Origin of the sequence: Sphingomonas sp., assembly GCF_031426035.1 — a bacterium.
GTDB lineage: Bacteria > Pseudomonadota > Alphaproteobacteria > Sphingomonadales > Sphingomonadaceae > Sphingomicrobium.
In genome coordinates, this window is sequence record NZ_JANPKO010000130.1 from 1 (window position 1) to 10,270 (window position 10,270).

Below are 10,270 nucleotides of genomic sequence, written 5' to 3' on the forward strand. Positions count from 1 at the left end.
TGGTGAAGGCCGCGACGGGCGAAGTTATCAGCGCCGAGGAACTGGGCGGCGCGGACACGCACGGGCGCAAGTCGGGCGTGGTCGATCATGTTGCGGAGAACGACGAGCATGCGCTGACGATTGTGCGCGACATCGTCAGCACTTTCGATAATGTGCCGTCCGCCCTGAGCATGTCGAAGGGCTTCGACAAGCTCAGCCCGAACGGCTATGTGGTAAGGGAACCGCGCCCGCCCAAATACGACGCGGAGGAGCTGTACGGCATCATCCCCGACGACGTCCGCGCGCCCTACGACGTGCACGAAATCATCGCCCGCATCGTCGACGGCAGCGAATTCCATGAATTCAAGGCGCTCTACGGCGGCACCCTCGTGTGCGGCTTCGCGCACATCTGGGGCATGCCGGTCGCGATCCTCGCCAACAACGGCGTGTTGTTCTCCGAAAGCGCGGTCAAGGGCGCGCATTTCATCGAACTGGCCTGCCAGCGCCGCATCCCTTTGCTGTTCCTGCAGAACCTCTCGGGCTTCATGGTCGGCGGCAAATATGAGTCCGAAGGCATCGCCAAGCACGGCGCCAAGCTGGTCACCGCGGTCGCCACCGCGCAGGTGCCCAAGATCACCGTGCTGATCGGAGGCAGCTTCGGCGCGGGCAATTACGGCATGGCCGGCCGCGCTTATTCGCCGCGCTTCCTATTCACTTGGCCCAACAGCCGCATCAGCGTGATGGGCGGCGAGCAGGCCGCGTCGGTGCTGGCGACGGTTCACCGCGACGCCGACAAATGGACGCCGGAGGAAGCTGAAGCATTCAAGCAACCGATCCGCGACGATTACGAAGCGCAGGGCAACCCGTGGCACGCCACCGCGCGGCTGTGGGACGACGGCATTATCGACCCCGCGCAAACCCGCGACGTTTTGGGACTAGCCTTCGCCGCCTGCCTCAACGCCCCCATCCCCGAACGCCCGCAGTTCGGCGTGTTCCGGATGTAATGACCATGATGACCTCGCTCGCCTCCGTGCTGCTCGCCGCCGCCCAGCTTCCGCCGGCGCAGCCGATCCCGCCGCCCGATTTTTCCGCGACCGCCGTGCTCGCCCCGATCGAGCAATTGTTCGCGGCGTTGGCGGCGGGCGATGCGGCGGCGATGCTGCGCCTGGTCCACCCCGCCGGCCGGGTAACCGCCACGGGCACCCGCGCCACCGGCAGCGGCCTGCGCCAGCAAAGCTGGACCGAGTTCGCGCAGCGCGTGACGCCGGCGAACCGCTTCACCGAAACCATCTCCGACCCGGCGATTGAGATCGACGGCGACATCGCGATGGTGTGGGCGCCGTTCGTGGTCCGCGTCGACGGCAAGGTCGCCAACTGCGGCATGGACCACTTCGACCTGGTCCGCGACAACGGCACGTGGAAAGTGATGAATCTCACCTTCTCGTCGCGCGTCACCGGGTGCCCGGGGCAGTGATCCAATCCTTGCTCATCGCCAACCGCGGCGAGATCGCGTGCCGGATCATCCGCACCGCGCGCGAGATGGGGGTGCGCACGGTGGCGGTCTACTCGGACGCCGACGCGCACGCGCTGCATGTGCGGATGGCCGACGAGGCGGTGCATATCGGGCCGTCGCCGGCGCGGGAGAGCTATCTCGTCGGTGACAAGATCATCGCCGCGGCGAAGGACAGCGGCGCCGATGCGATCCACCCCGGTTATGGCTTCCTCTCCGAAAACGCCGACTTCGCGCAGGCGGTGATCGACGCGGGCCTGGTGTGGGTCGGGCCCAAGCCAGATTCGATCCGCGCGATGGGGCTCAAGGATGCCGCCAAGACGCTGATGGCGGCGGCCGGAGTGCCGGTCACGCCGGGCTATCTCGGCGACGATCAAAGCCCCGCGCGGCTCAAGAAAGAGGCCGACAAGATCGGCTATCCGGTGCTGATCAAGGCGGTCGCGGGGGGCGGCGGCAAGGGCATGCGCAAGGTCGACGCCGCGGCGGATTTCGACGACGCGCTCGACAGTTGCAAGCGCGAGGCGGCGAGCAGCTTCGGCAACGACGTGGTGCTGCTCGAAAAATGGATCGAGAGCCCGCGCCATATCGAGGTCCAGGTGTTCGGCGACTCTCTCGGCAACGTTGTTCACCTGTTCGAGCGCGACTGCTCGCTCCAGCGCCGCCACCAGAAATTGATCGAGGAAGCCCCCGCGCCGGGGATGAGCGAAGAGACGCGAAAAGCGGTGTGCGGCGCGGCGGTCAAGGCGGCGCAGGCGGTCAACTACGAAGGCGCGGGGACGATCGAGTTCATCGCCGACGCGTCGCAAGGCCTGCGCGCCGACCGCATCTGGTTCATGGAAATGAACACGCGATTGCAGGTCGAGCATCCGGTCACCGAGGAGATCACTGGCGTCGACCTCGTCGAGTGGCAGTTGCGCGTCGCCTCTGGCGAGCTGCTTCCGCTGGCGCAGGAAGACCTCACGATCATCGGCCACGCGATCGAAGCGCGGCTCTATGCGGAAGATCCATCCAAAAACTTCCTGCCCAGCGTCGGGCGCCTTGAGCATTTCGATATGGGCGAGGACGGGCGGATCGAAACCGGGGTCGAGGAGGGCGATGCGATCTCGCCTTACTACGACCCGATGATCGCCAAATTGATCGCCGTCGGCGCCGACCGCGATGAGGCAATCGACGAGCTCGCGGCGATGCTCGACGGCGTCGAAGTATGGCCGGTCAAAACCAACGCCAATTTTTTGTTCAATTCGCTGCTCGACGAGGATTTCATCGCCGCGCGGCTCGACACCGGGTTCATTGCGCGCAACCTCGACGAGCTGGTGCCCGATACTGCACCAAGCGGCGCCATCCGGCGCGGCGCGGCGGCGGTGGCGACCGCCCTCGACGAGGACGGCGACACGCTGGCGGGGCTCGCCGGCTTCCGCCTCAACGCGCCCGAAGCCGCGGCGGTCGCGCTCGGCCACGGCGGAAAGTTCGACACTGTCGCGCTCGACGACGGCGAGATCGCCGCGGTGTCGGGCTTCCGCGACGACGAGCGGGTGGTGGTGTTCCACGAAGGCCAGGCGTTCGAGTTCGCGCTGGCGTCGCGCGGCAGCGTCGGCGCGGCGGCGGGCGACGGCGCGATCGTCGCGCCGATGCCGGGCAAGGTCACCGCGGTCGAAGTCGCGGTGGGGGAGACGGTGGTCAAGGGCCAGCGCCTGCTCACGCTCGAGGCGATGAAGATGGAGCACGCCCTCACCGCCCCGTTCGACGGCACCGTGGCGGAGGTCAACGCCGCCGCCGGCGCGCAGGTCGGCGAGGGCAGTGTGTTGGCCAAGATTGAACCCACTGGAAAGGCGTAGGAACCGTTCGTCCTGAGCTTGTCGAAGGACTGCTTTTCTTCCTAGGGCGAATGAGAAGGGCAGGGCTTCGACAAGCTCAGCCCGAACGGATTTGGGAGTGAAGAATGGACATCGAAGGAATCGCTGCGGTCGTCACCGGCGGCGCATCGGGGCTCGGCGAGGCGACCGCGCGGGAACTGGCCGCGCGCGGAGCGAAAGTCGCGGTGTTCGACCGCGATGTCGACAAGGGCGAGAAGGTCGCGGCCGAGATCGGCGGCATCTTCTGCGAGGTCGACGTGACCAGCGATGAAAAAGTCGCCGCGGCGTTCGCCAAGGCGCGCGCGGCACATGGCCAGGAGCGCGTGCTGGTCAATTGCGCGGGGGTCGCCAACGCGGTCAAGACCGTCGGCCGCGACAAGGAGACGAAAGCAATCAAATTCTACCCGATGCACCAGTTCGAGCTGGCGATCGCGATCAACCTCGTCGGCTCGTTCCGCTGCATCGTCCATTCGGCGGCGGGGATGGTCGATCTCGAGCCGCTCGCCGACGGCGAACGCGGGGCGATCGTCAACACCGCCTCGGTCGCGGCGGAGGACGGCCAGATCGGCCAGGCGGCTTATTCGGCGTCGAAGGGCGGGGTGGTGGCGATGGCACTGCCGATCGCGCGCGACCTGATGAACGATGGGGTGCGCGTCAACACCATCCTGCCCGGCGTGTTCAAGACCCCGATGGTGGCGATGATGCCGCCCAACGTGCAGGACGCGCTGGGCGCGCAGGTGCCGTTTCCCAAGCGCCTCGGCCAGCCCGAGGAATATGCCCGCCTCGCCTGTTTCATGGTCGAAAACCCGTACATGAACGCCGAAAGCGTGCGCCTCGACGGCGGCATCCGCATGGCGCCGCGGTGAGCTTGGCGTTGCAGCACTTCCCGTTCGTCCCGAGCGAAGTCGAGGGGCGTATCTCGACTTCGCTCGACACGAACGGAACCGGGCATGGATGAACCGAAACTTCTCGAGGACATCGCCGTCGCAGCGCGCGCGGCCGGGGCCGAAATCCTCAAGCTGGTCGCGGCCGGGTTCGAGGTCGAGACCAAAAGCGACTTGTCGCCGGTAACGGTGTGCGACCGCGCCGCCGAGGCGATCATTCTCGCCGCGCTCGAGCGCGCCGCGCCGGGCGTGCCGGTGATCGCCGAGGAAGAGGTCGCGGCGGGCCGCATCCCGCAGCACGGCGAAACCTACTTCCTCGTCGACCCGCTCGACGGGACCAAGGAGTTCGTTCGCGGCGGGGATGATTACACCGTCAATATCGGATTGATCGTCGCCGGCGCCCCGCGCCTCGGCGTGGTCTACGCCCCGGCCACCGACCGCCTTCACGGCGGGCTGGTGGGGGAGGGCGCCTGGCTCGAGGCGGACAGCCGGCGCAGCGCGATCCGCACCCGCCAGCGCGGCGCCGACATCGCCGCGGTCGCCTCGAAATCGCATTTCACCCAGGCCACCGCCGATTATCTCGCGCAGGCTGTGGGCGAGTGCGGCCATGTCTCGATCGGCTCGAGCCTCAAATTCTGCCTCGTCGCCGAAGGCGCGGCGGACATTTATCCGCGTTTGTCGCCGACCAGCGAGTGGGATACCGCCGCCGGCCACGCCGTGCTGCTCGCCGCCGGGGGCCGCGTCGACGGCGTCGATGGCGAACCGCTGCGTTACGGCAAGACCGCCTTCCTCAACCGCGGCTTCGTGGCGACGGCAGGGTGGCAAGCGCCGCCAATCGCGCCGTTCCTGAGCGAGTTTTCGGGCGGCGGCGACCTGCCGCAGGGGGTTTAGGCCGCGCGCGGCCCGGGGTCGGGCTGCGTCCACAGCCGCAACCATTGGTCGAGCTGGTCGTCGCTGTCGTCGCCGCCGCCCACGCCGCGCAGCGAGTCGATTTCGACCCGCACCGATTCCAGATCGCCGTACAGCTCGCGCGCCTCGGGGCTGACATCGTCCGCGGCGGCTAGGTCCCACAGCAGCAATTGCGCCTGCTCGACCGCTTCGGCGAGGTCGGCCAGCCATTGCGCCCGCCTTGCCGCCCGCAACTCGGCCGCATGCAACTCGCCAGACCAATCCGCCACTACAGGTTCCTCGCCGGGCGAAGCTTAGCGCCGCATGGTTTCGAAGGCATGGGGCATAGGTCCATTGTGGAGCCGAAACCGGCTGACTTTTGTCCACAATGCGCGTTAACACTTGGGCTGCTCGGTCCTGCTCTCTGATAAAGGGATATCGCCATGGACGCGATTTCGACCGACGCCGCCAGCGACCATTATGCCGCTCCGGCGCCTGTGCTGATCGCCGCAACCGGCTCGGCCGCCCGCCAACGCGCGGTGCGCACGATCGAAGCGTCGGGACTGCGCATCGCCGACATTGTGGAAATCGAGCAGGCGCCGGAACGGATCGAGCGCCAGGCCGCGGCGTCGGCCTTGTGGGTCGAACTCGATTGCGACCGCGGCGGGGCGATGGACCGCTTGCTCGACAGCGTGAACCGCGATGTCCGCGCCGGCCGCTTCAGCGCGGTGGTCGCGGCGACCGCCGACCTGGTCGATCCGTGCAGCGCGCGGCTGACCGACAATGCGGTCGACCTGCTGGTTGACGCCACCGATGCCGATCGCGCCGCCGCGCTCGCGCTGGCGGTATCGGGCGTCCACCGCGCCGGGCACCTCTCCGACATCGCGACCGACCGCAACAGCGCGCGGCTGCGCCAATTGAGCGATGAGGTGGGCCGGATCGCCTCGACCCTGGCGCGATTGTCGTCGGGGCCGGCCACCGCGCTGCACGAGGTGCCGCCCATGACTCACTCGGACACTCCGCCCGATGTCGCGCCCGACATTGTCCGCTCGGTGATCCGCGCGCGCCGCCTGCGCAGCCGCTTCTTCGCCGAGGATCTGTTCGCCGATCCGGCGTGGGACATGCTGCTCGACCTGCTCCAGGCCGAGATCGCCCAGCTGCGCGTGCCGGTGTCGAGCCTGTGCATCGCCGCCGCGGTGCCGGCGACCACTGCGCTGCGCTGGCTCAAGACGATGACCGGGCAGGGGCTGTTCGTGCGCCGCGCCGATCCGCATGATGGGCGCCGCGTGTTCGTCGAACTGGCACCCCCCGCGAGCCTCGCGCTGCGCCGCTTTTTCGTGGACGTCGGTCACCCCGCGGTGGTGTGAACTGAACGGGATGGTGGGCGCTGACGGGCTCGAACCGCCGACCCTCTCGGTGTAAACGAGATGCTCTACCAACTGAGCTAAGCGCCCGCGCGCGGCTGACTGCCATGCAGCGCGGCGCTCGGCAAGGCTGGGTACTCAAGCTGGGTTCTCAAGCTAGGCGCTGAAGGTGGCCCTCAAGCTGGGCCCTCAAGCTGGGCGCCCACGCCGGGCGCTCGAGCTGGTGCTCAAGCTTGGCGCTCAAGCTGGGCGCTCAAGCTGGGCGCACTGGCCAGGCGTTGGCGAGAGGGTCGGTTCAGAGGCGGATTACGCCGAGCGCGAGCAGCAGCAAGAAGGTGCCGACGGCGCTGATCAGCAACGACGTGCCGCACCCGATGCGGTTGGAGAAAAAGAACAATTCGGCACTCCTGCACTGGTCAGGCTGCGCCAACGGGCGTGCCGCCTAAAGGCTCCGCACCAGCCGCACCGCGACGGCCGCCCAGGCCGGGTCGCTGACCACGCTCTGGCGGCCGCCGGCGCCGGGCGGGAGGAGGTGCAATTTATTGTCCTCGCGCCCGATCAGCCGGCCGAACAGGAAGCGCCCGGCGGGGCGCGGGACCAGCACGTCGCGGTTGAGCGCGCGGCCGAACTCGCCCGGCTCGAGCATGTCGCACCAAATCTCGTCGCCGGCGCGATAGTCGCCGACGCTGGCGGTGACCTTGACCGCGACCTGGCCCTCCTGTGCCTTGGGGGCAACCACGATCCCGCCGCGCTTGGGCGCCGACGCGCCATTGGCGCCGAGCACGGCGGCGACCGCGAGGTCGGCGCGCTCGCCATGATCAACCAGGTCCGAGGCGTCGACCCCGAGCGCCGCCGCGATGCGGTTGAGCCAGCCGACCGACACCGTGCGCGTGCCGGTCTCGAGCCGGCCGATGGTCTGCGGGGTGGTCGCCGGGGTGCACGCCTTGGCGACGTCGTCGAGGGTCATCCCGCGCGCCTTGCGAACTTCCCGAATGCGCGTGATCATCGCTGCCCCCGTTCTTTAATGCGAACCAAATCGGATTTTTCACTGTCCTACATAATCGCCGCTGTGGCAAGCAACTTTGGCTCGAGTCGATCCGCGGGCGAGGGAGCCGCCGATGAAACAGGCGAAACAGGCGAAACTTGCGAAACCGGCGCGGCTTCTGGCCGAGCGCGCGATCGGCGATGTCGACGACGGTGCCGCGGCCGATCCCAGGCGCGCCGCGTCTGCGGGACACCCGCTTGCCGACGCCGCGGGCCGGGCCAGGCCGCGACCGGCGCGCTCGGTCACCGTCAACCTCGCCGACTCCCCGCTCGGCTGGCTGCGCGCGCGCGGGCTGGTCAGTCTGCGCCAGTTCGACGCCGGCGAGCGGCTGCGCGGCGACTATCAGCGCTCGGCGCTGCCGCCGAGCATCACCATGTCGTGGACCGCGTCGCCGGTCGGCAGCCGGCGCGGCGGCGCGGCGCCCGCTCCGGATCTGTCCGCCGCCCAGCTCGACGCGCGCCGCCGCTTCGATGACGCGATCGCCTTCGCCGGCCCGGGCCTGTCCGATATCCTGTGGCGCGTGGTGTGCGCGGGCGAGGGCATGCGCGACGCCGAAAGCGCGCTCGGCTGGCCGGCCCGCGCCGGGCGGCTGGTGCTCGGCCTCGCGCTCGACCGGCTGGCGGTCTATTACCGCATCGGCTGACGCTCGCGTTGCCGCCGGCTCAAGGGGATTTCATGATTTTATACGGCTCGTCGATCTCGCCGTTCGTGCGCAAGGTGCTCGCGTTCGCCGCCGAAAAGGGCATCGCGCTCGACAACCAGCGCGTCGGCATCGCCGATCCCAACCCCGACTTCCGCGCGGCCAGCCCGTTCGGCAAGATGCCCGCGCTGGCGGACGGCGACTACCAGCTCTCCGATTCGAGCGCGATCATCCATTACCTCGAAGCCAAGCACCCCGCGCCCGCGCTGATCCCGGCCGATCCCGAACTGCGCGGCAAGACAATCTGGTTCGAGGAATTCGCCGACACCATCCTGTTCGCGTGCGGGGCGCGGATATTCTTCAACCGCGTGGTCGCGCCGCGCTTCCTCGGGCGGCCCGGCGACGAGGCGGTGGCGCTCGCCGCCGAGCGTGACGAGCTGCCGCCGATCCTCGACTATCTCGAAGCGGTCGCGCCGTCAGGCGACGGCTACCTCGTCGGCGATGCGCTGACGCTGGCCGACATTGCGGTCGCCAGCCCGTTCGCCAACCTTGCCCACATGGGGCTCGGCGCCGACTCCGAGCGCCACCCCAAAACCCGCGCCTATGTCGAACGGATCCTCGCGCGGCCGAGCTTCGCGCCGCTGATCGCGGGCGAAGCCGCCATGCTGGAAAAGATTCCCACATAAAAAAAGCGCCGCGCTCCAATGGGGAGCGCGGCGCGGTCGGAAGCTGGTTGAAGCGTTAGATCGAAGAGCTGTCGTCCTCTTCGGACTTGCGCTCGCTCGACTGGCCGGTCTCGAGATTTTCGTTCTGGCCGGTCGCGCCTTGTCCCTGGCGGGCGAAGTCGGGGTTCGACTCGTCCTTGAGATAGTCGCTCGAGCTGTCGCCCTGCGAGCCGACGAAGCCGCCCTGGCCCGAGGAACCGGAGCCGCTGGCGCCGCTGTCACCGATGCCCGAGCCCGAACCGAGGCCCTGCTCGCTGCTCAGCGTCGCGGTGTCGCCGCCCGAGCCGAACTCGGTCTGGCCGCTCGAGCTTTGGCCGCCCGAGCTCTGGCCAGTGCTCTGGCCGCCCTGCTCGCTGCCTTGCCCGCTCGGCTGCTGCGAGGCGAACCCGCCCTGCTGCTGGCCGCTCGGCTGTTGGCCCTGCTGCCCGGTCGGCGTCTGCTGACCCTGCTGCTGACCCTGCTGCTGACCCTGGGGCTGCTGACCCTGGGGCTGCTGGCCCTGCTGGCTGGTTTCGTCCTGGCGGTCCTGCTCGAATTTCTTGTCGTCTGCCATCGCTCGATACTCCTCGCATAGCCCCGCCGTGCTCTGGGCCAATAACCCCGGGCAAGCGCCACTCGTTCCGCGCGATCAACGGCTTATGCGACGAACCGATCGTCGCGCGCGGGCCAGGCGCGCGCACAAAAAAAGGGGCCGCCGGCGGTGACCGGCAGCCCCTGTGAAGATTGCAGCGAGCGCCGGCCTAAGCCTGCGCTTCGCCTTCGTCGCTGTCGCCGCCCTCGGCCGCGGGAGCCTGATCGGCCTCCGCAGCAGGCGCCGTGTCCGGCTCAGCCGCTTCTGGAGCCGCTTCCGCGCTCTCGTCGGCCGGAGCCGCCGCCGCCGTATCGTCGGGCACGGTGCCCGGCTCGGCGTTGGGGTCGAACTCCTCGGTGAAGTCGGCGGTGTCGCGCTCGAACATCTGCTTCATGACGTCGATGCCCTGCGCCTGCAGCTCGGCTTCCTCGGGTGAGCGCGCGACGTTGACCTTGACCGTCACCGCGACCTCGGGGTGCAGCGCGACCTTGACCTCATGCATGCCGATCGCCTTGATCGGGCGGTCGAGCACGATCTGGCTCTTGGTCAGCTTGGCGCCGTCGCCGTCGAGCGCCTCGACAATGTCGCGGGCGCTGACCGAGCCGTACAATTGGCCGGTGTTGGAGGCCTGGCGGATCAGCTTGACGGTCTTGCCGTCGATGCCCTTCGAGGCCTTTTCCGCCTCGCCGCGGCGGTCGGCGTTGTCGGCCTCGATCTTGGTGCGGTTGCTTTCGAACAGCTTGCGGTTGGCCTCGTTGGCCCTGAGCGCCTTCTTGTTCGGCAGCAGGTAATTGCGCGCGAAACCGGTCTT

The 10,270-nt window shown here is 68.6% G+C and carries 12 protein-coding genes, 1 tRNA gene and 1 pseudogene; 8 read left to right on the plus strand and 6 right to left on the minus strand.

The window, feature by feature from the left end; genetic code table 11:
* The 5 genes from RMP08_RS09460 to cysQ form a co-directional block, all read left to right on the plus strand.
* Positions 1–983: carboxyl transferase domain-containing protein (locus RMP08_RS09460; protein ID WP_310468750.1), on the plus strand; the 983-nt coding region annotated here is incomplete at its 5' end.
* Positions 983–1,453 carry a nuclear transport factor 2 family protein gene (locus tag RMP08_RS09465; RefSeq protein WP_310468751.1) on the plus strand — a complete coding sequence of 157 codons (471 nt, stop codon included), beginning with the start codon at positions 983–985 and terminating at the stop codon, positions 1,451–1,453. The genes RMP08_RS09460 and RMP08_RS09465, both read left to right, overlap by 1 nt.
* Positions 1,450–3,324 (plus strand): acetyl/propionyl/methylcrotonyl-CoA carboxylase subunit alpha, encoded by a 1,875-nt coding sequence (locus RMP08_RS09470; RefSeq protein ID WP_310468752.1) that lies wholly within the window; start codon positions 1,450–1,452, stop codon positions 3,322–3,324. Before RMP08_RS09465 ends, RMP08_RS09470 begins: the two co-directional genes overlap by 4 nt.
* Before the next feature lie 104 nt (positions 3,325–3,428).
* Entirely contained in the window at positions 3,429–4,208 is a 780-nt protein-coding gene (locus RMP08_RS09475; protein WP_310468753.1) for an SDR family NAD(P)-dependent oxidoreductase, read from the plus strand.
* An 84-nt stretch (positions 4,209–4,292) separates the two neighbouring features.
* Positions 4,293–5,117: a 3'(2'),5'-bisphosphate nucleotidase CysQ gene (gene cysQ, locus RMP08_RS09480; protein WP_310468754.1), complete on the plus strand. Its 825-nt coding sequence runs from the start codon at positions 4,293–4,295 to the stop codon at positions 5,115–5,117.
* Here the strand turns inward: cysQ and RMP08_RS09485 are convergent.
* The gene (locus RMP08_RS09485) at positions 5,114–5,404 is read right to left on the minus strand and encodes a hypothetical protein (protein ID WP_310468755.1); all 291 of its coding nucleotides are present in this window, start codon (positions 5,402–5,404) and stop codon (positions 5,114–5,116) included. The two genes, cysQ and RMP08_RS09485, sit on opposite strands and share 4 nt — an antisense overlap.
* Positions 5,405–5,557: 153 nt before the next feature.
* Between RMP08_RS09485 and RMP08_RS09490 the strand changes: the two genes are divergently transcribed.
* Entirely contained in the window at positions 5,558–6,481 is a 924-nt protein-coding gene (locus RMP08_RS09490; protein WP_310468756.1) for a MarR family winged helix-turn-helix transcriptional regulator, read from the plus strand.
* 11 nt (positions 6,482–6,492) lie between these two features.
* Here RMP08_RS09490 and RMP08_RS09495 read toward each other — a convergent pair.
* From RMP08_RS09495 to RMP08_RS09505, 3 genes are all read right to left on the minus strand, one after another.
* A tRNA-Val gene (locus tag RMP08_RS09495) sits at positions 6,493–6,568 on the minus strand.
* A 205-nt stretch (positions 6,569–6,773) separates the two neighbouring features.
* The gene (locus RMP08_RS09500) at positions 6,774–6,908 is read right to left on the minus strand and encodes a hypothetical protein (protein WP_310468757.1); all 135 of its coding nucleotides are present in this window, start codon (positions 6,906–6,908) and stop codon (positions 6,774–6,776) included.
* 12 nt (positions 6,909–6,920) lie between these two features.
* Complete coding sequence (locus tag RMP08_RS09505) at positions 6,921–7,484, minus strand: helix-turn-helix transcriptional regulator (RefSeq protein ID WP_310468758.1); 564 nt, start codon at positions 7,482–7,484, stop codon at positions 6,921–6,923.
* 112 nt (positions 7,485–7,596) lie between these two features.
* Here RMP08_RS09505 and RMP08_RS09510 point away from each other — a divergent pair, with 112 nt between their 5' ends.
* Together RMP08_RS09510 and RMP08_RS09515 are read left to right on the plus strand one after the other, a co-directional pair.
* Positions 7,597–8,166: a DUF6456 domain-containing protein gene (locus RMP08_RS09510; RefSeq protein ID WP_310468759.1), complete on the plus strand. Its 570-nt coding sequence runs from the start codon at positions 7,597–7,599 to the stop codon at positions 8,164–8,166.
* Between the two features lie 32 nt (positions 8,167–8,198).
* Positions 8,199–8,849 carry a glutathione S-transferase family protein gene (locus tag RMP08_RS09515; protein ID WP_310468760.1) on the plus strand — a complete coding sequence of 217 codons (651 nt, stop codon included), beginning with the start codon at positions 8,199–8,201 and terminating at the stop codon, positions 8,847–8,849.
* 55 nt (positions 8,850–8,904) lie between these two features.
* Here the strand turns inward: RMP08_RS09515 and RMP08_RS09520 are convergent, their stop codons facing one another.
* Positions 8,905–9,441: a hypothetical protein gene (locus RMP08_RS09520; protein WP_310468761.1), complete on the minus strand. Its 537-nt coding sequence runs from the start codon at positions 9,439–9,441 to the stop codon at positions 8,905–8,907.
* A gap of 286 nt (positions 9,442–9,727) precedes the next feature.
* A pseudogene (gene rplI, locus RMP08_RS09525) lies at positions 9,728–10,270 on the minus strand (50S ribosomal protein L9); the annotation flags it as partial.

Bases quoted from the DNA above. Each gene is read 5' to 3' on its own strand.
- RMP08_RS09465 (WP_310468751.1), top strand. From the start codon at position 983: ATGACCATGATGACCTCGCTCGCCTCCGTGCTGCTCGCCGCCGCCCAG.
- RMP08_RS09475 (WP_310468753.1), top strand. From the start codon at position 3,429: ATGGACATCGAAGGAATCGCTGCGGTCGTCACCGGCGGCGCATCGGGG.
- cysQ (WP_310468754.1), top strand. From the start codon at position 4,293: ATGGATGAACCGAAACTTCTCGAGGACATCGCCGTCGCAGCGCGCGCG.
- RMP08_RS09490 (WP_310468756.1), top strand. From the start codon at position 5,558: ATGGACGCGATTTCGACCGACGCCGCCAGCGACCATTATGCCGCTCCG.
- RMP08_RS09505 (WP_310468758.1), bottom strand. From the start codon at position 7,484: ATGATCACGCGCATTCGGGAAGTTCGCAAGGCGCGCGGGATGACCCTC.
- RMP08_RS09510 (WP_310468759.1), top strand. From the start codon at position 7,597: ATGAAACAGGCGAAACAGGCGAAACTTGCGAAACCGGCGCGGCTTCTG.
- RMP08_RS09515 (WP_310468760.1), top strand. From the start codon at position 8,199: ATGATTTTATACGGCTCGTCGATCTCGCCGTTCGTGCGCAAGGTGCTC.
- RMP08_RS09520 (WP_310468761.1), bottom strand. From the start codon at position 9,441: ATGGCAGACGACAAGAAATTCGAGCAGGACCGCCAGGACGAAACCAGC.